We start from the raw sequence: 21,184 nt of genomic DNA on the forward strand, positions 1-21,184 counted from the left end.
GCTTGGCCCTCAATAAGGAATTGGAACGATAGAGCGTGTTCCAATTCCTTATTGAGGGCATTTATTTTAAAGTTGAGCAATACCCACATATATTTTACTCATACACGGTTCGAGACTGGTGAAAAAAAAATAGGTCTTTTTTAAACCAAACTCTTACCTATTGGGGGTTAGTTTGTATAAGGTTGTAATCACATTTGAATTATACTTTCTTAGTGGTCGCTTACGTTGCTAGTTTTATTTGTTCAAGCATTGGAAGTAGACTATCTTCCCTATATAGGATTAGAAATGTTACGGATATTGAACCGATTTTAGTCCAATCTGTTCAGACACTTTTTGATGGGAATAAAGAAACTTATACATTGATTTGTGCCATTATCATCACCTTATCCAGATTGATCATCTCATTATTGGCCGTTCAAGAGATATTAAGAGAGCTGTCTCTGCGGAACATCTTGGCTTCTTCTTTCCTTCTCATAATCCATTCTATTAAACATCAACATTTGCGTTTACTTTCTTTTATTTTTTATCATCTTACTTATTTGTGGGTATCATTATTGGAATTACGTGGATCATTATAGGTACGAATGGTAGGGGTCGTTCTGTTCCTATGCGGGGAGGTTTCAGAAAGGGGTCTTATGTGAGAAGACATACTAGAAGACCACGAAGGCGGTTCTAATAAAAAGACGCGTTATTGAATAAACGCGCCCGATTGTTTACTATCACTTTTTTAATACAAAACCATATGTAAGTCCATAATAACCTCAGCTACCATAAACATGATTGCTATTTAATAACTGTCGTACGACATCGTTCTCTCTACTTACATTATACCACTGATGATAAATTATTTTCAGACTACTCTTTCTAAAATTCCAGCCCTATACTGTTTTATACAAATATTTAAAAATAAGGGGTGTATCAGTATGAATGATAAAAAAGATGTCTTAGACAATGGCCCTTTCTTTCACGGTACAAAAGCAGAGCTAAAAATTGGTGATCTTTTAGAACCGCAACACTTATCAAATTACCAAGACAAAACATCGAACTATATCTATTTCACTGCAACATTAGATGCGGCTAAATGGGGTGCTGAATTAGCCACATCTAATGCTAAAGAAAGAATTTACATTGTAGAACCATTAGGTGATTTTGAAAATGATCCGAACTTAACGGACAAAAGATTTCCTGGAAACCCAACACGTTCTTATAGGTCGAAATCGCCTTTGAAAATAATAGCTGAACTAGGTTCATGGGAAAGACATTCCGATGAAGAGATCAATCATATGCTTACATCTTTAAAAAAGTTGCGGGAACAAGGAAAGGCTGTAATTGAGGATTAATCTTCAACATCTAATAATGGCGAATACAACGGGATTATCTCTCCCGTTGTATTTCTTGTTTCCAAGTGATTCAGAAGGCTAATTCTTATATCTACAAAATTTGACACTAGATTCATAGCTTCACAGGTCAAATGCCTTTCATTCCAATACTTCCACAATCCTTAAACAAACGTTTGATTAAAATCTCAGTTGTCGACCCCTGTATAACTATGCCTTCTCCACTTGTTTTCATGTGGGACAACGAACCTGTCCCCCTGTCCCACTAAAAGACTTGCCCCTTTTGTTGAATATGCATAAACTTCGGGAACAAAGAACAATATATTTGGAAAGAGAGGTGTGTTTTATGATTGAGCGTTTCATTATTTGGAGTGGATTCCTCTTCGGTATATTATCCTTTCCTACTTTATTCAAAAAGCCATCATATAAAATATGGTTACCTTTATATTTGATAAACTGCATCATTAACTATATATTTAACGCAGTATTAGTAAGAACAAAGAAGTTAAAATATCCAGTCAGAGCCGTACCTAAGATTTTTAAAATAAACTCTACATATGATTTTTTTGTATGCCCTTTTCTGTCAGTTTGGTATTGTCAATCCATATACAATTCAAAATTACCAGGGATAATTGGGAAGTTATTTCTATTCTCCTTACCACAGGGTGCTTATGAAGTATTCCTTGAAAAGAAAACTAATTTACTCAAATTTAAAGGGAATTGGAATTGGTATCACTCTGTTTTCCTTGTATTTATCGTAAAAATAATATCCATTGGAACATTGAAAATCTTAAAGACGATATTAAAGCCAGTAAAAACGTGAAAAAATTAGGATGTTAGCGTTGAATGTTGCTGTTATGAAGACCGCAGGGAATGTCCCCGCGGTTGCTTTGTCGAAGCATAAGAAATCCCCCTAATAGTTGGTGTTTGGTGGTACCAATATCATACCGTTTAGGGGGATTTTTCTGTTATTTATTTCCATTTAAAGTTGTATTTCTGTATTTTATTATTTAAATTAAATGTAATTCCATTATATAGAGACTTTTTCACTGGTCTCGAACCTTCCCTATGATTCCATCATCGATTATAATACGGAACACACTTTTCTATAAGTAATTGGAATCCGTAAATTATGAAAGAAAAACTGAAATATGTAAAGAAAATATGTTTACTTTTAAAATTAACTAACTTATATACCTTTAATTTTTCAAATACATAATTAAGAGGAAATGCAAGAAGCATATTCATTATAAAATTTAATGCAACATATCGCTTAAATTTTTCAAAGGTTAGATGAAAAATCCACAGTGTTCCAGCAAAGAAGGAACCGAATACATAACATAAATCAGTAAATATTGTTGTTGTCTTGTTCCCCTTAACAATCCAAAATTTATATGGGATTGATAAAGCACAGACACCTAAACAAAGTAAGGTTGTAAAGATAGTAACAGGTAAATATTTATAAAATGATTTTTTAGGTAAAAAAAATAGTGATGCCCCAGATACTAAAACCAATCCTATTCGAATTAATGTAGGAATCACTTTTACACCCCTTTCCTCAAAAGTTTAATTTTTATTTGCATTTTCTTCATAATTTGGAACTTGTGGTGGTTGCTCCATCTCTCCCATTATCAATCATAATTTCGGCTCTCCTTCTTCATCATCATAAGTACCAATTTCCCCAAGGAATCTTTCGTATTAAAATCATGCCTCATACTAACAGACATGGCTATACCGTATTTTCCTATTCCAATTTGAAAGCATTAAACAATAAGAAACATCATTAATTTGTTTGAAAATGGAGATTCATTGGAAGGGAAAACGGTTGCGTCCGCAGTCTTAGAAGCTGGCGAATCACTTTCTTGAAGAAGTGAGCTAAAAAGCTTCATAAAGATCGCACCCAATGAAATTTATTGTTATCCTTGATATTTTTTACAAATAGTGAATCTTTATGTAAGTTTTAACTTTTTTTATTGGGGTGCTTTACTCAATAAAAAAGTCCATTTCTCACAATGGAAAATCGTTTATTCAAAACGGCCTGTTTCGGTTATTTTTTCAAAAGAAACCTTTGCGTTTGAGACTTCTTGCTGATACCTTTCAAATTGTTTCAAGCGAGCTACTTCCACTCTTTTCCGAATCTCTCTTGATGATTCTTCCACTTTTGTGGGTTGATTCACATTTACAGTCTGGAAGACCGCAGGGACTTTCCTCGTGGTTGCCCCCGTGGTTGCCCGCGTACATTATCACACGAAAAGGTGCCTGACCCCCAGTGCATATTACTGTTCGACAAATTCCGAGGCGTCACTGTGACCATACCTTCTGAAATGTTATTTATTACAACTATAATTAGGCGAATACAACGGAAGTATCTCTCCCGTTGTATTTCTTTGTTTCTAAGTCATTCCGAAAGCTAATTCCTACTCTCTTCTGGACAAGAAACCTGTACCCCCTGTCCCAAGGAAGCTGACAGCTTGTGTACTCTTGTATTCTCCACACAGATAATGGTAGAAAAGAGGGTGAAACCGATTGGAAGTTAAGCTGTATATAGCGAAAGTTATAGGGAGACGTTTAAGGTCCAGGAGAATAGAGCTGGATTTAACTTTAGTAGAAGTCGCCAGATTAACAAATAAGAGTGACAGGTATATTGGCCAGGTTTAACGCGGTGAAAGATTAGCAAGCATTGAGATCCTATACGTCATAACTCGAACCTTACAGATTCCTATGAGTGATCTATTTGAGAGATTGGAAGAGGAACTACAAAATTTGACACTAGATTCGTAGCTTCCCAGGACAAATGCCTTACATTTCAATATTTCCACAGTCCTTAAACAAACGTTTGATTAAAAACTCAGATGTCGACCCCTGTAAAACTATGTCTTCTCCACCTATTTTCATGTGGGACACGAAACCTGTCCCCCTGTCCCACCCCAAGCCCCTCTGCCCCGAAAATTTTTTCTGCAAAATTACCATATATACCCAAAACATGGTTCATAGACTGTGTAGCTTTCTCCAATAACCCCTTTTAATAATTGTAAAAAGGGGTTATACCATATCTTGGATAATGAAAAGCTTCTGAGTCAATCGATTGGAAAGAATGTTCGCGCGCTTCGATACAAGCTGGATAAGACGATTGAGGAACTGGCTTGGGATTCGAAGTTGGATGCTACGTTTGTTGGCGAGATTGAGAGAGGGAAAGTGAGTCCCTCTACCTACACCGTCTTTAAGCTTGCCGTTGGATTAGAGTTAGACAATCCTCTTATTCTCCTGATGGAAGGAAGAGATGAAGTCTATCCACTTATGAAAAAGGAAGAAGAGTGATCCCCACTCTTCTGATTGCTCCTCCCTCTGCACAACCCTTTCTATGATTCTCACAATGACAACTTCCAAAACCAAAACAAATTGATGCCCTATCCCCTACCACTACATGCACAAGGAGTGTATCTATGTGAAAAAAATCCTTCAAGACTACACGATTACCCCCAACACGATGATTTTGATTCCCGCTCGACATTTGGATTACAGAACGATGGTGATTGAAACGGGTGCCGTCCACTATGTGAATCTGTCTCCACTAGACCTTATTAAAACAGCCTGTCTACAAGGGATGTCCACCTATGACGGGAGGCGTAATGCCATCATGTACCTGACCGGCTTCAAACGAAAAGTCCCAATTCCGATCATTCCCGCTTTAAAAATCTTTGCATTCCCCACTCTCTCACCGGAACAGTTTGACTGCACTTGGATCTTCCCTCATCACATCCAATCCATTCAACCGACCAAACAGAACCAATCCAACATCACTTTCCAAAATGGACAAGAGCTTACATTGAATGAATCTTCTTTTGTGCTGGAAAAGCAGGTGCAGAGAACAGCGTATTGTGTTTTGCAGTTTTTGAATCAGGTCGAGAAAATAGAGTATGTTTGATAGTTCTACACTCTCACTAGTTCCTCAATTTTCAAGCTCCAGACTTCTCAGTTCAATCACAACCAATCCATCTACTTTAAAAAATCATTCGAGGTGTTCCATATGAATAATCTACTAATCAACGAAAGTCCTATTCTCGTTCTCCCTTCCCTGGCTTCAAAGGTCGGACTGAACGAAGCCATTGTCTTGCAGCAAATTCATTACTGGCTACAAAAAAGTACACATGAGTACGAAGGGAAACCATGGGTCTATAACACTTACGACGCTTGGACTGAGAATTTCCCATTCTGGTCTCGATCTACGGTTGTACGTATTATTAAAAAGTTAGAAAAGCTGGGGCTCTTGATTAGCCGAAACTTTAATCAGAGATCGGCAGACAACACAAAATGGTATACGATCAACTTTGAGCTGTTAGAGCTTGAGGAAGAAGAAACAGAAATGTCATCCCCCATTCCCCCTACTCAACATGAGCAGACACCTACCCAAAATGACCACCCCACCTACTCAATTCGACTAGACGATGTACCCAAAATGAGCAAACCATTACCAGAGAGTACTTCAGAGATTACTTTAAAAATAAAAAAAGAAGATGATGATGAATCCGCGCAAACCCCGTTTCAATTCTTTGAGCAAAACGGAATTGGGACGCTCGGTGGATACATGGTGGAAAAAATCCAAGCTTGGTGTCTGGACTTATCGGACGAGCTAGTGTTAGAGGCTATGAAGATTGCTGCAGAATATGGGGCTAAGAGTTGGCGATATGTAGAGGCCATCTTGGTGAATTGGGTGGATAAAGGGATCTCGACTGTTGATGAGGCGAAGGCTTTGCAGCTAAAGTTTAAGGAAAAGATAAGGTCACGGCGGAATGGCGTGACTCGGAAACGGGAGCCGATTCCTGAGTGGTTTGTGGAGGAGAAAAAGAGGCGGCAGGAGAGTTATGGCAAGGTTGTGGAAGAAGATTTTGATTTTGAGAGGGAACGGAGGTTGTTGGAGATTGAGCTTGGGAGGAATATGGAGTGAATGACAGCTTTAGCCTTTTTTCGTTTTATGTAAATATTGGGGGAACGGGAAAACCGTCACTATTTTTCAGAAGAAGAGCCTTCCACGTGCTTTTATTTAGAAAATTTTCCCTTTTTCACGCAAATAGTTTACAATGTATTTATTAAGGTATATACATATACTAAGGAGGAGCAAAGGTTGGCATTTGATTGGGATTACAATAATGAAAAAAAGGTGAGAGCACATGGTATAGAACCAGAAGAAGTTGAACAATCATTTTATGATCCTGACAGGATTCGTTTGGATGCCCACTCAGCAAGAAATAAATTAGTTGGAATGACCGAAGATGGTCGCATACTAACTATTATCTATGAAAAAAGAATTAAATTGATTCGAGTTGTTACAGGGTGGGACTCTGCTGAATGGGAAAGAAAATCTTATTACAAAAGAAGGAGGAAATAATATGGGCTTAAATGCATTTGAAGAAGAAAGAGATGAATTGGGTAGAGTTATCATTGATGACCCAAATCTAATCCCAAAACACATGACAGAAGAAGAAGAACATCAATTTTGGGAAAACCACGCAATGAGTGAACGTTTATTAGAAGATAGTATAATTGAAGATGATGATGATTTACCACCACCAAGAAGAACATCCACACAACCAATTAGTTTGAGAATTGAAAGTGATTTACTTGTCCGTTTGCAACATTTAGCCGAACTTAAGAACATTCCTTATCAAACTCTTTTAAAGCAATTTGTAACAGAACGAGTCTATGAAGAAGAAAAACGAGAAAAGGTTTTTTAATAAAAGCGGAGGCTCCCGCTTTTTTTATTGTGCCACTATACGAAGGCAAACATCGTGACGGTTCGACCGTTTGCTTATGCCTATTCAGCATTACATGTCTGCTCTTCCCATAAGTAATTCTTCTTAGACCTTTGAAGGTACCATCTTCTATTGGTTTACCCATAAAAGGGTTATTAGAAAGGTAACTTTCAATGTAATCGATGATTTCATCTTCTTTGGAATACCACCATTGTAAGGTTTCTTCGCCTTGTTCGGAGAAGAATTGTTGAAAATAATCTAAGCATAGACTGAATTCTTCTGTAAAAAGAACTGTATATTTCTTATTTTCTTTTTTCATTACGCTTAGCTTTCAATTCACTACCGGTGTACCGTTTTATACCCGGGTTATCTAAATACCTGGACAATGATTCTTTTAACTCAGGATACTCTTCAATTTCTCTAGATAAATTTTCAGGTGTTGGATTCTCTTGATCGCTTGATTCATTATTTTCAACTTCAATTGAAATTAACTTACCATCTACAACAAAAACTCCAGATTCTTTTCCATTCAGCGCATTCATTAGTTCTTGCTTGGTATTTTATTCAATTTACCATCACCTCTTCATCATTATATCAAACTCGGATAGTTTTGATCCCTTGATTCACTAGTTGATTCACTAGTGCTACAAAAAGCACTATCACCTAGTATTTTCATATTAGGTAAAGAGTACTTATTTGGGTACCTATATTAGGTGCTATTTACCAACCTCCCTACCATTTTTTCATTATGCATTTTATCTTTACGAAGTGTTAAGGCTTCCCATAGTGCTTCATCTGTAATCATTTCACTACCATTAAGATCTGATATCGTTCTCGCTAGTCTAATTAACTTGATTTGAACCCGGTTACTCCAATTTCGTTTACTAGACCATTGCTGAAGCATGTTAGATTGCTTACCGGTTAATGGGGTATCTTTCAATAATTCTTCAAGAGGGGCATTTGCATTTAATCTCCCATTTCCGTATCGACTTGCTTGTCTAATCCGAGCATTCAAGACACGGCCACGAATTGTTTCTGATGTCTCATTTTCATCTAAGGATTCTTCCTGTAGCCGGACGGGTTGAAGATTTAATAGGATATCCAGTCGGTCTCGAATGGGTCCAGATAACCGATTATGGTATTGGTTAATTTGCTTTGGTGTACATGTGCAATATTGATCTCTAGCCCCTAGATAGCCACATGGACACGGATTCATTGCGCCGACCAGAATAAATCGTGCTGGATAGGTAACGGTTGAACTCACTCTACTTATCGTCACTTTTCCATTTTCGATAGGCTGCCTCAGCATATCTAACGTTTTCTTTGGGAATTCTGCCATTTCGTCTAAAAATAGTACCCCGTTATGAGCAAGGGAAACTTCTCCCGGTTTAGGATTCGATCCCCCTCCAATTAAGGAAACGGACGATGCTGAATGGTGTGGGTGCCGAAACGGTGCCCATTGATTACTAGGATGATGTTCACCAGCCAACTGATAGATACTCATGATTTCAAATTGGTCATCTTGAGATAACATTGGAAGAATAGTAGGAAAGGTTTCAGCTAATAAACTCTTCCCACAGCCAGGTGGTCCTGACATCAGTACATTATGACCACCAGCTGCTGCAATTTCTAGTGCTCTTTTCACATAGGAATGCCCTAAAATTTGTTTAAAATCTCTCTCATATTCAATCTGATTAATAGAATTTTTGGTATTGTGAGGAAGCGTAGAAGGTAAGAACATAGTGAGTTGTCCAGATAAAGTACGTACGATATCGAGTAATGAAGTAACAAAGCGAAGTTCGATTCCTTCTAGTTTTTCTAGAGGAAAATCATGAATGGGTGGAAGATACAAGGTTTTTATATTCTCCTTCTTTGCCGAGATAATGGCTGGCAATATGCCTTCCACTGACCGAATGGTTCCATCTAATGAGACCACACCTATAAATGCTGTGTCAGGTGGAATAGATTCATGGATATACCCGGTTTCTTTCATGATTCCAATGGCCATTGCTACATCAAACAAGGGAATATTTTTCTTCTGTTCAGCAGGAGATAAGTTGATCACTACTTTATGTTCGTTCAACTCGCACTCATTTGCATACAAAGCAGCCATCACTCGGTCCTTTGACTCTTTCACAGCAGCATCCGGCAATCCTACTATTGTGATTCCTTCTGTTCCAGGGATTAGCTGTACCTCCACCTGAACCCGATAACCTTCCAGGCCTTTTAATCCAATACTAGTTACAGTCGTTGCCATTCAATGACTCTCCTTTACACTGGTTTTATTTAATTTCTCAACAAATTTCTGATAACGTAGATGAACAGGCTCAAAGAAAAATGAATACGTCTTCGTAGAGTCAATGTGAGGATTGTTTGTGTAATGGACATAGGAGGGATAACTACTCCAGGGGTATTCAATAAGATGATTCACCATATGAGCTTCCAAGGGATTTCGATGGATATATCGGCTTACTTCTAAAAAGTATTCAGCCGTTTCAATTAACTCTGCTCCATACCTTCCTTGAAAAACATGTCCATCTACTTTTAGCTTTTTGTTTAGATAGACGGCATATCGGGAGTGTAATTCTTTCATTATATCTTTGATATGGTGTCGAATGGTTTCAATTTGAAGATGTATATGATTGGTCATTAAGCAGTAGGAGTGGAGAATAAAAGGATAAAACCCGCGGACGTCTTCGAGGATTGATAAATACATATGATAATCTTCGTCTTCTAAAAATAAGGCTGCTCTTCTATTGCCTCTAGCTGTAATGTGATACGTGGCACCCGGATACCATATTCGGTGTTTGCGTGACATTACTTATGATACCCCTCCCCTCTATATAGAACGTATGTTCCTTTCTAATTATAATAGACAACACCACAAAAGGTCAATCCTATTTTATAAATATTATGATAATAGTAAGCTTACAATCATTTACCAGTGTGCTGCCCTACCAGCCTTCTCATTACTTTCGTGCTTTAAAGGGGCGGGGGTCAGGCACCCATCCTTCCAGCAGGGATATCACTAAGTTTTTTCGCACCAAATTCCGTGATAAGGGCTTTCACCTCAGCTTGTTTGCCGTCTTGTGATAATGCAGCGAGTTTGGCTCTAACCTTTTCCAGATTGGTAACGTTTTGGATTGCCTTAGGCTTGGTGTTTTCCTTTTCATCTTCTTTGGCAGGTGCTACTTCCTTCACAGAATTAATTTCTGTTGGTAGACTTGTATTGCTTAATACATTTGCCAAGCTGTTAATCGCTGATACAATATTGTCTAAGCCCTTAACATCGATTTCAATTTTCATTATTGGAACCACCTTTTGTTTTTATTGACTATATTGAATAGGTAACATTTTATTGACTACAAATTGTTACATTCGGTAACACTTAATCCAAAAAAAAATAACTTATCCATCGATTCATCAGGCAAAGCTTTACGAATTGCACCGATTGCCTTAGCTCCTGCTCCTCTTTTTTTACTTAAAATACGTGACACCGTTGCAGGAGATAAGCCAGTTTTTAAAGCAAATTGCCGCTCCGACCACTGTTTTCGCTTCAGAACCTCTTGAAGATACTCAACATTCAGTCTCATTGTTGTATCACCTCTTTTTCATATCCATTTGGTAACATAGCCCAATTCTAACACCGCAATTTAGTACACGTCAACCACTATTGTGAATAAGTGTTGCCAAGTGGGAGCATTTTATGTATAATAATATTGAAATGGAGGGTTATCATGAGCTTTGGTGAGTATTTAAAGCAAATAAGAAAAGAAAAATCAATTTCCCAAAGAGAGCTTGCTCAACAATCAGGGGTAAGTAATGCTGAAATAAGCAGAATCGAAACTGGCGAAAGACAAAAAATCTCTCCTGATGTATTAAGAGCCATCGCTCCAATCCTAGATGTTCCATATGAAGAACTTATGGAAAAGGCAGGATATATTAGTAATCACGCAGTATTTATGGCTGAAAATAGAGAATCTGAAGAAAAGTTTTTTGGTATTGTTACACCTCAATTAATTATGGATAATTGGATTGTTGAGCGTGCCAGAGGTCCTTATATCGGGGAAATAGTTGCTAAGAAAGGCAATGATGAGTGGCATATTGATTATAGATACTTCCGTACTCGGGAAGACGATGACAGACATTTTAGAGATGACATGAGGGTAAGAGATATTATCTCTCGTACATATGGTAGGTTAGCCATATATGATAAGAGCCCTATTACAAAATTTACAATAGCAGTAAGTAATGAAAAAATATTTCATATCATTCAGAAGTACCCGCCAAAATTATTAAATTTAAATATTTCTACTATGCTGATTGATTTAGAATCAGGTAAGATAATCGATGAAAAAGTATTAACATAACGTTACCTTTATGCATTAATGTGTGAAAACACAAATAAACCCGCTAAGCTGCCAAATAGCACAGCCCAGCGGGTAAACGAAAATCCCTTACTTATTTACTTTCTTATTAGTGTTTTGAAGATGTTACAAGAATTTATTTCGATGAATAACCTTCTGGATTATTCTTATGCCAATTCCATGCATCAGTAATTATTTTCTCTAGAGAATCAAACTGTGGTTTCCACCCTAATATACGTTTTGCCTTTTCTGATGAAGCAATGAGGACTGCAGGATCGCCTGCTCTTCTCTCTTTTACCTCTGCTGGAATTGGATGATTCGTTACTTTTCTTGCCACATCAATTACTTCTTTTACTGAATAACCATTTCCGTTACCTAAATTAAATATTTCACTAAGATTATCTTTTCTTAAGTATTCTAATGCTTGATAATGGGCAGAGGCTAAATCCATTACATGAATGTAATCCCTTATACAAGTTCCATCTTCTGTTGAATAATCATCACCAAACATATAAATCTTTTCTCTTTGTCCTAGAGGCACCTGTAAAATTAATGGAATAAGGTGGGTTTCCGGATCATGGTCCTCACCAATAATTCCATTTTCATATGCCCCAGCAGCATTAAAATATCTTAAAGATACATACCTAATTCCATAAGCTTGATCAAACCATTTCATCATTTTTTCCATGGCTAGCTTAGTTTCACCATAGGTATTGGTAGGATTGGTTTCATCTTTCTCAAGAATAGGGATATTCTTAGGCTCTCCATAAGTAGCAGCAGTAGAAGAAAATACAATCTTACTAACATTATTTTCTTTCATAACATCTAATAGACACATCATTCCATATACATTGTTATGATAGTATTCATATGGCTTTTCCATACTTTCGCCTACTAAGGAATTTGCTGCAAAGTGAATTACTGCTTCGACATTATGAGCCTTAAAAACTTTATCCAATGCCTCTTTATCTCTAAGATCAATTTGATAGAATTGGTCTATTTTAATTGAAGTTTTGTGACCACTTTGTAAATTATCAACAACAACAACTTCTTCAGCATGATCTAAAAAAGCTCTTACTGTATGCGAGCCAATGTATCCTGCTCCTCCGGTAATTAGAATTGACATATTTGACTCTTACTCCCCACTCTATTATTCCTTCTATTAAATTTGGGTTAAACGAGATCCATTTAATTTAGAATAATAATTGAAAGTTACACACTTTATCTGCACTCATTATCCCATAAACAACATAATTATTTATTATTACTGTCTATACTCTTTAAAAAGTATAAATTCATTAAAATAAAATATATAACATACGACACAGATGTTGCTAATGCTACCATATATATTTCTGAATTGATTTTTAAAAGTATAATACTTAATAGAATATTGATTATAATAACTACTAACTGAATACTAATATATATTTTATGATTTTGCGTCGAATTAAAATAATTCGCAGCAAACCCTACTAAAGTAAGTGGGAAAATGCCTATAATTAATATTTGAGCAGCCTTAATACCACCTACGTATTCCGGCATAAACCAGGCAATAAAATATGGTACAAATAGGTATCCAATCAAAACAACTATAACCATAATACTAGCTAGGACTTTATTTACTCTCCAATAATATGTTTTTATCTCTTCATATTTTTCTTTGCTAACTAATTGTACAATTTTCGGGTATAAAACTTGGCCAATAACTTGCGGTAAAAACATCAATGTACTAAACACAAGCATACCTACACCATAATTCCCTACATCTTTTGGAGTCATCATAAGAGCAATAATCATTCGATCACTAGCAATCATTAAACTCCATACAAGTCCGACTAACAAAATTGGAAAACCAATTTTTATGAGTTGTTTATATTTTCCAATATCAAAGACAAATCTTATATTAATAAATGATTTTCGGCCCATAACAACTTCAATGATAAGTGCTAGAAGCATACCAATATATAATCCTTCATAACCAATCCATAATACTAAGATTAGTGTAAGCATAGATTGTGAAAAACTTTTTATGAACATTAATTTAGATGCTGTACGGAAATTTTGTTCTGATTTATAGTACATTTCAACATAACCAGATAAAAACAAGAAGATAGATATTATCGAGGTAAACAGTATACCTGTTTTATACTCCATCTCAATATCCAAAAAAAATAGAAATATACTCGCCAATATAAATAATACAACCGTAAATAATGGTATTGTAAATAAAAACGAGAAAGTTAGATTTCTTACTTCCTGTACTCTTTCTTCTTTCTGACGCGCTAAATAAAACGGTACTTCACGGTTCATCGCATTAAGTGTACCTAATTGGAGAAGAGGAATAAACGTAAAGGCCAAAGAAATAGTCAAATAGTACCCATATTGTTCAGGACCAAGTATATTTCTTGTTGCTACTCCAACTAAAAAGGAAAATATTGCAGATAATAGGGTAGTAGAGCCCAATGATAGTATATTATCTATTGTTTTATTTTTCTTCATTTTTGTGAAAATGGACATGTATAAACTCCATTATAATAACTCTTGTAATGTAAGAGGTGTTCCCGCACTTAAATCTTTTTTTGCTGTTGTAGTCAATACCCTCTCATAATATTTTGGCTCTAGTCCATATCCTGGACGAACAATCCTAATATTATCTTTCGTAAACCTTTCTCCAGCTTTAATATCCTTGGCCACATAAATTGAACGTCTAAATTTCAAAGAGGCCTTTTCGCTTTTTGTAGGCCCATATGTTACTTTTCCCATTGCCTGCCAAGCACGTTCTGTTTCAATAACAAGTGTTCTCATTTCTTCAGGCTCCATAGAGAAGGCAGAATCTACACCACCATCTGCACGGGAAAGTGTAAAATGCTTTTCAATTATTGTTGCTCCCAACGCAACGCTCGCTACCGCTACACCTGTGCCCATTGTATGATCTGATAGACCTACTTGCACATCGAATAATTCTCTCATATGTGGGATTGTAGAAATATTCGTGTTCTCGGGGGTCGCCGGATAAGTGCTTGTACATTTTAACAAGATTAGATCTTTACAGCCTGCTTCTCTTGCAGTTCGAACAAGTTCATCCAACTCTGCAACTGTTGCCATACCTGTCGAAACAATCATTGGTTTTCCAGTTGAAGCAACTTTCTTAATCAAAGGAAGATCTGTATTTTCAAACGAAGCTATCTTATATAGTTGTACATCAAGTTCTTCAAGAAAATCCACACCAGTTTCATCAAATGGTGTACTAAACGGAATCATTCCAAGTTGACGTGCTCTATCAAATATTGGCTTATGCCATTCCCATGGAGTGTAAGCTTGTTGATATAATTGATAAAGATTTTGCCCATTCCATAAACTATTCTCATCAATAATTTTAAAATCGGGATTTTCAATATTTAATGTCATAGTATCAGCCGTATAAGTCTGAATTTTTAATGCATGTGCACCTGCTTTTGCAGCTGCTTCAACAATTTCTAGAGCCCGTTCCAATGACTGATTATGGTTACCAGACATTTCGGCAATAATAAACGGTTTATGATTTGGTCCAATTTCAATACCCTCTATATTAATAGTTTTCATAAATACCTTCCTTTTATTACACTTTTTATATAATCAGATTTTCCCTTCCATTCTTCTTGGAGTAATCCAAATAAATAAATATCAATGTAATTTTTATCTTTAATTATATGCTTACGTAATAACCCCTCTTGAGTAAAACCAAGCTTTCGATGCAAACTAATACTTTTTTCATTCATACTTAGTACCTCTGCATTTACTTTTCGCATAGATAGATCATCAAAAATATAGTTCAAAGATATAAATCCTAAAACGGTTCCCATTCCTCTAGGGGCATTTTTATTTCCAATATAAAAGCCCCATTCACACTTTTTATTGGTTTTATCAATTTGATTTATATTTATTACCCCAAAAGGAATGTTTTCATAGTAAAAAATTTTAGATATAGCTTTCTCACTTTTTCGTAAGCTTTCAAACCATCTAATGTGTTCATCTAGTAAAATGATGTCGCTATTATACATTACTTTACGAATAGATTCCTGATTACGCCAATCTAAGATTAGTTGTAGGTCAGTTTCTTTAATATCCATTAATTTTGCTTTTTGGAAAAGGCTCATTTTTGTAGCTCCATAATTTTCTTAATCACTAATTTTTCCTTGACAAATTGAGGATTTACTATTTCCCAACAGTTTTGAATCATATCATTCCTTTTCATCGGTTTATTACAAATATCTATAATTTTTTTTCTAATATCTATATTTGTTACCTCTGTACTATTACCTAAACAGCACATAGCACCTTTAGCTGCAACAGACTCCGAAAGCTCTTTCTGATTCTCAGCAACAATTATAGATATGGAAGGTAACCCAAGGTAGCACCTTTCCCATGATGTAGTACCACCAGCACCTATAGCAAGATCTGCTTTTAACATGAGTTCAGCTATATTATTCACTTGGCAATAATATGTTACATTGTGCATTTTTTTACATTCTTTCTCAATCTGTTCTTTTTGTGGATTAGTTGCTCCCACTACAACGGTAAACATAACACCAGAGAGGGGGAATTCTTGAATTGCTTGAATTGTTTTTAAAGTTTCCCCGGTTGGATCTGTTCCGCCAAAGAAGACAAAAATATTATTTACATTTTGACCACGCTTTATTTCTTGAGGGTCTAGTAAAAGGAATTCATCCCTTAATAAGACGTAGTTAGGGCCTAGTAATTGAATACATGTATCCGGTACTAGCCCATTGTAACGTTTCCGCATATTTAAATAATAATTTTGATCAAGAAGTAAATCACAATCATGAGTACGATCTGCAAGATCATCAATAGCCAAAATATGATCAACATCAGAGCGAAGCTGGCTCTCCCATTTTGCATCAAGCCCATAATGATCAACAATGAGCAAATCTATCTTCTTATTAAAGCTATTTATGATTAATTTTGTCTCTTTTGCATCCTGCCTCCAATGTTCTTTTATCCACTGCCAATGATTTGAAATTTCTTGTGAGACAAGAGTGAAAACCTGAAATCCTTGACTCTGTATGAATGAAATGCTATTACCTGGAAAGTTTCTACATATGAAAATTATTTCCCCACCCTGTTGTTCAAGCTGTCTTGCTAATGTGATACACCGCATGACATGACCTGTTCCAATTTCTAAAGAGGCATCAGTTCTAATTACAACATTCATTATGATTCCAACCTACAACTTCTTTTGTTCGATATGAGCATTTATCTCATTCCACTTAGGATTTGCTTTAAGGAGCATAATAACATCTTCTAAAGAAAAATGCTCAGTTCGATTATACAGTTCGGTTAGAATGAGTCGGACTAATTCAAAATCTTCCTCCGTATCAACTGTCCATCTATAATTTCCATAGTCTTGCTCATTTTTTATACTATAGAGCTTAAATTGAGTGGGGTTTGTATAAAAATAAGCTGTCACATGTTCTCTATCTCTAGGTAAAAATGCTTTATGATAAGCTTTATTCAATGCCTCGAACGAAAAAACTTCTGTATCAAGACCCCTTGGATACGTTCTTTCTATTGTGTTTGATACATAGTCAATAGAAGGGTACTTTCTTAAAAAATTATTGACTACTTTATCAATTACTTTAGGATCAATTATTGGGCAGTCAGAAGTCAAACGAACAATGACATCCACATGATATTTTTTTGCTGTTTCATAATAACGAGATAATACATCCTGTTCAGAACCACGATAATAATCAATTCCTAGTCTCTTACATAATTCTACAATCGGAAGTTCCGTATCTTTTATCGTAGTTGCCACAATAATTTGATCAATAGTTTTTGCAAGTTGTACCCGTTCTAATTGATATTCAAGAAGTGGCTTCTCGTTAACCGTTTTTAATATTTTTCCTGGCAGTCTTGTTGATCCCATACGTGCTTGGATAATTGCTGCTACTTTCAACGGCGCACCTTCTTTCACTTTAAAAAATACTAGTAAATCTCACTATTCTCTTTATCCTAATTAATTTAGTATTAGAATAATAGGAAGAATCATTAATTTTTATAATAATTTATCACTTTATAAAAGCCGTTTATCACATCATTTACATCTTCATCTGACATTGCAGGGAATAGAGGTAATGTAAGCATGGAATTATATAAATCTTCTGCATTAGGACAAAGCCCTTTTTTATATCCCAGTCGCTGATAATACGGAAGCCAGTATACTGGAATATAGTGAACATGCACACCAATATGTTCTGCAATTAAAGCATTATATATTTCTTTCCTGTCCGCTTTTAACATGGATAAGTCAAGTTTAAGAACATATAGATGGTTTACTGTATCGGAAAAATAGGCATTCTCTTGTAAAATGACACCTTCTAGTTCTTTAAATGCCTCATTATATTTGTTTACAATTTCCTTTCTTCTCGAAATAAACCAATCTAACTTTTTCATCTGACTAATTCCTAATGCACATTGAAAATCAGTGATTCGATAGTTCATCCCTAGGTCTAATTGCTCGTAATACCAATTACCAACGTCTTTATTTTCTAATTGTTCTATATCTCTTGTTATACAGTGACTCCGAAAGTTCATGAGCCTATTATAGTATTCTTCGTTATTTGTCGTAATAATTCCGCCTTCACCTGTTGTGATAGTTTTTACAGGATGGAAGCTGAATTCTGTCATATCGGCTATTCCACCAACTGTAGTACCTTTGTACTTTGTTCCTAATGCATGTGCTGAGTCTTCAATTATAATAATATCAGTCCCTTTAACTAACTCTTTAATAGCATCAAGATCAGTCGCTTGTCCTGTGTAATCAACAGGTATAATAGCCTTCGTTTTATTTGTAATTTTTCTTGCGATATCTTCTACATCAATATTAAATGTATCTTTATTAATATCGGCAAATACTGGAACAGCCCCCATATACCTAATACAATTTGCAGATGCTGCAAAAGTAATAGGAGTTGTTATGACCTCGTCACCTTGTTTAATTCCAGCTGCAAAACATGCACCGTGCAATGCTGCAGTTCCATTTGCAAATGCAACTGCATATTTAGCTCCAACATACTCTGCGACAATATTTTCAAATTCTTTTGCTTTTGGTCCTGTGGTTAAGAAATCACTCTTTAAAACTTCATTAACTGCCTGACAGTCATCATCGTCTATATATTGTTTTGCATAAGGAAGTGGCTTATTCCTAACAGGGCTTCCTCCAAAAATCGCTAATTCCATTATTATCCTCCCATTTCATTTCTAAATAATAATATTTCTACTTGATTTAATGTTAACTACATTAATAAAGATAATTAAAGTCTTTTTACTTGTTTTAATTTCCATCTGAGCTTTTTTTAACTACATAATTTCCTTTTGGGATTAAGCTCTAAATACCAAACTTTGTCTTATTAAATTTCAGCTATTCTCCTTTTACTTCTACGTCTAAAAAGAAATTCCATTATCAGATAATACCAAACCAAATCAAAAATTTCCGGTATAAACGCCATATCTGTTAACGATCTTACTACCATACAAAAAACGATAACAATCATCATCTTGTTATTATCATTCCAATAAGATTTAATTAATCTAAAAATAGATATTATAAATGTCATAAATATAATTAAACCAAACTGAGCATGTAACCCTAAAAAAGAATTATGCAAATTTCTTCCATAATTATTAAAAACCATCTCATTAGACATAGCTGTACCAAAAAAAATGTTACTTAATGAACTTATTGTGTTTGTCCAATATAAATTCCAAACAAATAGCCTACCTTCATTATCAATAGATAAGTACATTTCACTTATATATTTCCATATACCGCCAATTATTATTACTGATAAAATCATTGTAATAGAATATTTTATTCCTATTATTAAAAATCCCTTTTTACTTTTATTCCTAGCATGATCCCCAAATAAAATAGCACCTATTATAAGAAATGAGAAAGTGATAATTCCACTCCTACCACCTGCCCAGATAACAATAATTAAGCATAAAAGAGACCTTATATATGGAAAGCGTTTATCCCTTTCAATGTTATAAATATATGAAAGGATTACTAAAGTAAGCATTAGAATTGAAATATAATTTGCACTTGCACTGTTCAACAATGAATTGGGGTCAACTTGCAGAAATATACATATAAAAAAATAACCAATTAATAGATTAAAATATAGATTAAAGGTTGAAAGTATTTCTTTCCTTGAAAATATCAGTAATCCCAATCCCTGGTAAGCAATTAACATAAATAATCTGTATATTTCGTAATTCCCATTCACTACTAGCGAAACTAGAGCAATTATGTCAAAAATAATTATATATACTAATATCCTTCTACTAAATTTATCGTTCAAAAATATAAAGCATAATGCTAATACTCCAGATAAACATACAAAAAAATTAGTATAAACAATATTTATTTGGGTAAACATTCTAAGTGTATATGAAAAAATAAACATAAATGAAATCAGATATGCACCTAGACTTCGTAAAGATATATTAGCATTACCTTTCATTAATAACCCACTTCCTAAATAATGCTTATTTCAACATCGAGTTGCTATTTACACAGATTCCTGATGTTGCTCATTTAGTTTTGATAATATATCCGAAAATTCTTTCAGATTATTAGGTATAAAAAACCTCTCTGGAATATCATAAAGGTCTTTGACAGAATTAATAAAAAAATCAAAATTAGGAGCATAAGCATCCCAATCATCTATTAACTTATACAAATATATAATATAGGGTTCTTCATTATAAATTAACTTAGGAGTAATGCATGCTGATGATGCAATTGAAACTAGAATTTTATCAGACATATTTTGGCCAAGATTAATCATTTCAAAACCTTCAGTTGTTTCTAGAAGTTCTATTTTTTCGCCGTATCTATTACTATTTGAATTTGGATGTAACTTAATAAAAAATCTATTATTTAATGTACTTTTTATTTTTTCAACAAATTTAATCTGCTGATTTAAAATTCTCTCATCTCCAAAATCACTATCAAAAAAAATTAATCTATGTGATAATGGTTGACTACTGTTTTTGAAGATCCTTTTTAATTCATATAAATGATCTTCATCCTTTTGAATAATTGGAATTTGCTTTATGTCAATATGTTTAAAGCGACTCATAACACAATTAGGCCTGTAGACATATAATGCTTTACATTTACTTAGCAAATCAAATCCTTTTAAGAGATTCAATATCTTATGTTTTAACATTTTTCTATTTTCCATTAATATTCTAAAATAAGAACCTGTACCATCCTCATAATAATTTAGTTCTATATTATTATTTTTTTTCTGCCAATAATAATAAATCGATTTGGAAAATACCTCCGTACCTACGATAAAAATTTTATCGTATATATCATCTGGGTTTGGAATTATATTTTTAATAGAAAATATTTTACTAATCCTATTTTGTAAATACAAAAATCTATTTCTATTAGGTAAGTCAGCATAAACCTTTATTAAATAAACATTTCTAAATAAGTCCATGTCTTTAATGTTTTTATATATTTCTAAACTAACTTTGCTAACATTAAGAATATATAAATCTGACTGTTTTGTTGCAAATAAGGTCTTAGAAATATTTACAGCATTAAAGACCTGATAAGGCGTAGAACATATAAATAAATTCATTATTATCCTCCCAGATTTACATATCACTCTACTTAATCTAGTAAATTGAATGAAGAAAACTTAATAAT

The 21,184-nt window shown here is 34.6% G+C and carries 23 protein-coding genes; 9 read left to right on the forward strand and 14 right to left on the reverse strand.

What is annotated here, in order from left to right; genetic code table 11:
- The first annotated feature begins 194 nt into the window (after positions 1–194).
- The 8 genes from ABDZ91_RS03535 to ABDZ91_RS03565 all read left to right on the forward strand — a co-directional run bounded on the left by ABDZ91_RS03535 (position 195) and on the right by ABDZ91_RS03565 (position 7,069).
- On the forward strand, positions 195–578 hold the full coding sequence (locus ABDZ91_RS03535) for a hypothetical protein (protein ID WP_343796419.1): 384 nt from the start codon (positions 195–197) through the stop codon (positions 576–578).
- Between the two features lie 345 nt (positions 579–923).
- Positions 924–1,340: an NAD(+)--rifampin ADP-ribosyltransferase gene (gene arr, locus ABDZ91_RS03540; protein ID WP_343796421.1), complete on the forward strand. Its 417-nt coding sequence runs from the start codon at positions 924–926 to the stop codon at positions 1,338–1,340.
- A 343-nt stretch (positions 1,341–1,683) separates the two neighbouring features.
- A complete protein-coding gene (locus ABDZ91_RS21950) occupies positions 1,684–2,160 on the forward strand; it encodes a CBO0543 family protein (RefSeq protein ID WP_425541785.1) in 477 nt (158 codons plus the stop codon).
- Between the two features lie 2,231 nt (positions 2,161–4,391).
- The gene (locus tag ABDZ91_RS03545) at positions 4,392–4,655 is read left to right on the forward strand and encodes a helix-turn-helix domain-containing protein (RefSeq protein WP_343796423.1); all 264 of its coding nucleotides are present in this window, start codon (positions 4,392–4,394) and stop codon (positions 4,653–4,655) included.
- Between the two features lie 127 nt (positions 4,656–4,782).
- The gene (locus tag ABDZ91_RS03550; protein WP_343796424.1) at positions 4,783–5,262 is read left to right on the forward strand and encodes a competence protein ComK; all 480 of its coding nucleotides are present in this window, start codon (positions 4,783–4,785) and stop codon (positions 5,260–5,262) included.
- 102 nt (positions 5,263–5,364) lie between these two features.
- The gene (locus ABDZ91_RS03555; RefSeq protein WP_343796425.1) at positions 5,365–6,282 is read left to right on the forward strand and encodes a DnaD domain-containing protein; all 918 of its coding nucleotides are present in this window, start codon (positions 5,365–5,367) and stop codon (positions 6,280–6,282) included.
- A gap of 177 nt (positions 6,283–6,459) precedes the next feature.
- Positions 6,460–6,723, forward strand: a complete 264-nt coding sequence (locus ABDZ91_RS03560) for a BrnT family toxin (RefSeq protein WP_343796427.1) — start codon at positions 6,460–6,462, stop codon at positions 6,721–6,723.
- A 1-nt stretch (position 6,724) separates the two neighbouring features.
- Positions 6,725–7,069 carry a CopG family antitoxin gene (locus ABDZ91_RS03565; protein WP_343796428.1) on the forward strand — a complete coding sequence of 115 codons (345 nt, stop codon included), beginning with the start codon at positions 6,725–6,727 and terminating at the stop codon, positions 7,067–7,069.
- A 320-nt stretch (positions 7,070–7,389) separates the two neighbouring features.
- On the opposite strand, the gene ABDZ91_RS03570 is transcribed toward ABDZ91_RS03565, so the two are convergent.
- The 5 genes from ABDZ91_RS03570 to ABDZ91_RS03590 form a co-directional block, all read right to left on the reverse strand.
- On the reverse strand, positions 7,390–7,629 hold the full coding sequence (locus ABDZ91_RS03570; RefSeq protein ID WP_343796430.1) for a hypothetical protein: 240 nt from the start codon (positions 7,627–7,629) through the stop codon (positions 7,390–7,392).
- A gap of 167 nt (positions 7,630–7,796) precedes the next feature.
- A complete protein-coding gene (locus ABDZ91_RS03575) occupies positions 7,797–9,344 on the reverse strand; it encodes a YifB family Mg chelatase-like AAA ATPase (protein WP_343796432.1) in 1,548 nt (515 codons plus the stop codon).
- Positions 9,345–9,905, reverse strand: coding sequence for a transposase (locus ABDZ91_RS03580; RefSeq protein ID WP_343796434.1), 561 nt, complete (start codon positions 9,903–9,905; stop codon positions 9,345–9,347).
- A gap of 179 nt (positions 9,906–10,084) precedes the next feature.
- Complete coding sequence (locus ABDZ91_RS03585; RefSeq protein ID WP_343796436.1) at positions 10,085–10,393, reverse strand: hypothetical protein; 309 nt, start codon at positions 10,391–10,393, stop codon at positions 10,085–10,087.
- Between the two features lie 56 nt (positions 10,394–10,449).
- The gene (locus ABDZ91_RS03590) at positions 10,450–10,680 is read right to left on the reverse strand and encodes a helix-turn-helix domain-containing protein (protein ID WP_343796438.1); all 231 of its coding nucleotides are present in this window, start codon (positions 10,678–10,680) and stop codon (positions 10,450–10,452) included.
- Positions 10,681–10,824: 144 nt separating this feature from the next.
- Here ABDZ91_RS03590 and ABDZ91_RS03595 point away from each other — a divergent pair, with 144 nt between their 5' ends.
- Positions 10,825–11,457: a helix-turn-helix domain-containing protein gene (locus tag ABDZ91_RS03595; RefSeq protein ID WP_343796441.1), complete on the forward strand. Its 633-nt coding sequence runs from the start codon at positions 10,825–10,827 to the stop codon at positions 11,455–11,457.
- Positions 11,458–11,590: 133 nt separating this feature from the next.
- On the opposite strand, the gene galE is transcribed toward ABDZ91_RS03595, so the two are convergent.
- The 9 genes from galE to ABDZ91_RS03640 all read right to left on the reverse strand — a co-directional run bounded on the left by galE (position 11,591) and on the right by ABDZ91_RS03640 (position 21,116).
- Positions 11,591–12,580, reverse strand: coding sequence for a UDP-glucose 4-epimerase GalE (gene galE, locus ABDZ91_RS03600; RefSeq protein WP_343796443.1), 990 nt, complete (start codon positions 12,578–12,580; stop codon positions 11,591–11,593).
- Between the two features lie 128 nt (positions 12,581–12,708).
- On the reverse strand, positions 12,709–13,974 hold the full coding sequence (locus ABDZ91_RS03605; RefSeq protein ID WP_343796446.1) for an oligosaccharide flippase family protein: 1,266 nt from the start codon (positions 13,972–13,974) through the stop codon (positions 12,709–12,711).
- Between the two features lie 12 nt (positions 13,975–13,986).
- Positions 13,987–15,039: a pseudaminic acid synthase gene (gene pseI / locus ABDZ91_RS03610; protein ID WP_343796448.1), complete on the reverse strand. Its 1,053-nt coding sequence runs from the start codon at positions 15,037–15,039 to the stop codon at positions 13,987–13,989.
- Positions 15,036–15,593 (reverse strand): UDP-4-amino-4,6-dideoxy-N-acetyl-beta-L-altrosamine N-acetyltransferase, encoded by a 558-nt coding sequence (gene pseH / locus ABDZ91_RS03615; RefSeq protein WP_343796450.1) that lies wholly within the window; start codon positions 15,591–15,593, stop codon positions 15,036–15,038. The genes pseI and pseH overlap by 4 nt, the downstream gene beginning before the upstream one ends.
- Entirely contained in the window at positions 15,590–16,669 is a 1,080-nt protein-coding gene (pseG, locus tag ABDZ91_RS03620; protein WP_343796451.1) for a UDP-2,4-diacetamido-2,4,6-trideoxy-beta-L-altropyranose hydrolase, read from the reverse strand. Before pseG ends, pseH begins: the two co-directional genes overlap by 4 nt.
- A 12-nt stretch (positions 16,670–16,681) precedes the next feature.
- Entirely contained in the window at positions 16,682–17,413 is a 732-nt protein-coding gene (locus tag ABDZ91_RS03625; protein ID WP_343796453.1) for a cytidylyltransferase domain-containing protein, read from the reverse strand.
- Positions 17,414–17,505: 92 nt separating this feature from the next.
- A complete protein-coding gene (gene pseC, locus ABDZ91_RS03630) occupies positions 17,506–18,696 on the reverse strand; it encodes a UDP-4-amino-4,6-dideoxy-N-acetyl-beta-L-altrosamine transaminase (protein ID WP_343796455.1) in 1,191 nt (396 codons plus the stop codon).
- 170 nt (positions 18,697–18,866) lie between these two features.
- Positions 18,867–19,982: a hypothetical protein gene (locus ABDZ91_RS03635; RefSeq protein ID WP_343796457.1), complete on the reverse strand. Its 1,116-nt coding sequence runs from the start codon at positions 19,980–19,982 to the stop codon at positions 18,867–18,869.
- 48 nt (positions 19,983–20,030) lie between these two features.
- Complete coding sequence (locus tag ABDZ91_RS03640) at positions 20,031–21,116, reverse strand: polysialyltransferase family glycosyltransferase (RefSeq protein ID WP_343796459.1); 1,086 nt, start codon at positions 21,114–21,116, stop codon at positions 20,031–20,033.
- Between the last annotated feature and the right edge of the window lie 68 nt (positions 21,117–21,184).

It is taken from the genome of Bacillus carboniphilus, from assembly GCF_039522365.1.
Lineage (GTDB): Bacteria > Bacillota > Bacilli > Bacillales > JC228 > Bacillus_BF > Bacillus_BF carboniphilus.

Bases quoted from the DNA above. Each gene is read 5' to 3' on its own strand.
- arr (WP_343796421.1), top strand. From the start codon at position 924: ATGAATGATAAAAAAGATGTCTTAGACAATGGCCCTTTCTTTCACGGT.
- ABDZ91_RS21950 (WP_425541785.1), top strand. From the start codon at position 1,684: ATGATTGAGCGTTTCATTATTTGGAGTGGATTCCTCTTCGGTATATTA.
- ABDZ91_RS03555 (WP_343796425.1), top strand. From the start codon at position 5,365: ATGAATAATCTACTAATCAACGAAAGTCCTATTCTCGTTCTCCCTTCC.
- ABDZ91_RS03565 (WP_343796428.1), top strand. From the start codon at position 6,725: ATGGGCTTAAATGCATTTGAAGAAGAAAGAGATGAATTGGGTAGAGTT.
- ABDZ91_RS03570 (WP_343796430.1), bottom strand. From the start codon at position 7,629: ATGAATGCGCTGAATGGAAAAGAATCTGGAGTTTTTGTTGTAGATGGT.
- ABDZ91_RS03575 (WP_343796432.1), bottom strand. From the start codon at position 9,344: ATGGCAACGACTGTAACTAGTATTGGATTAAAAGGCCTGGAAGGTTAT.
- ABDZ91_RS03580 (WP_343796434.1), bottom strand. From the start codon at position 9,905: ATGTCACGCAAACACCGAATATGGTATCCGGGTGCCACGTATCACATT.
- ABDZ91_RS03585 (WP_343796436.1), bottom strand. From the start codon at position 10,393: ATGAAAATTGAAATCGATGTTAAGGGCTTAGACAATATTGTATCAGCG.
- ABDZ91_RS03590 (WP_343796438.1), bottom strand. From the start codon at position 10,680: ATGAGACTGAATGTTGAGTATCTTCAAGAGGTTCTGAAGCGAAAACAG.
- ABDZ91_RS03595 (WP_343796441.1), top strand. From the start codon at position 10,825: ATGAGCTTTGGTGAGTATTTAAAGCAAATAAGAAAAGAAAAATCAATT.
- galE (WP_343796443.1), bottom strand. From the start codon at position 12,580: ATGTCAATTCTAATTACCGGAGGAGCAGGATACATTGGCTCGCATACA.
- ABDZ91_RS03605 (WP_343796446.1), bottom strand. From the start codon at position 13,974: ATGTCCATTTTCACAAAAATGAAGAAAAATAAAACAATAGATAATATA.
- pseI (WP_343796448.1), bottom strand. From the start codon at position 15,039: ATGAAAACTATTAATATAGAGGGTATTGAAATTGGACCAAATCATAAA.
- pseH (WP_343796450.1), bottom strand. From the start codon at position 15,593: ATGAGCCTTTTCCAAAAAGCAAAATTAATGGATATTAAAGAAACTGAC.
- pseG (WP_343796451.1), bottom strand. From the start codon at position 16,669: ATGAATGTTGTAATTAGAACTGATGCCTCTTTAGAAATTGGAACAGGT.
- pseC (WP_343796455.1), bottom strand. From the start codon at position 18,696: ATGGAATTAGCGATTTTTGGAGGAAGCCCTGTTAGGAATAAGCCACTT.
- ABDZ91_RS03635 (WP_343796457.1), bottom strand. From the start codon at position 19,982: ATGAAAGGTAATGCTAATATATCTTTACGAAGTCTAGGTGCATATCTG.
- ABDZ91_RS03640 (WP_343796459.1), bottom strand. From the start codon at position 21,116: ATGAATTTATTTATATGTTCTACGCCTTATCAGGTCTTTAATGCTGTA.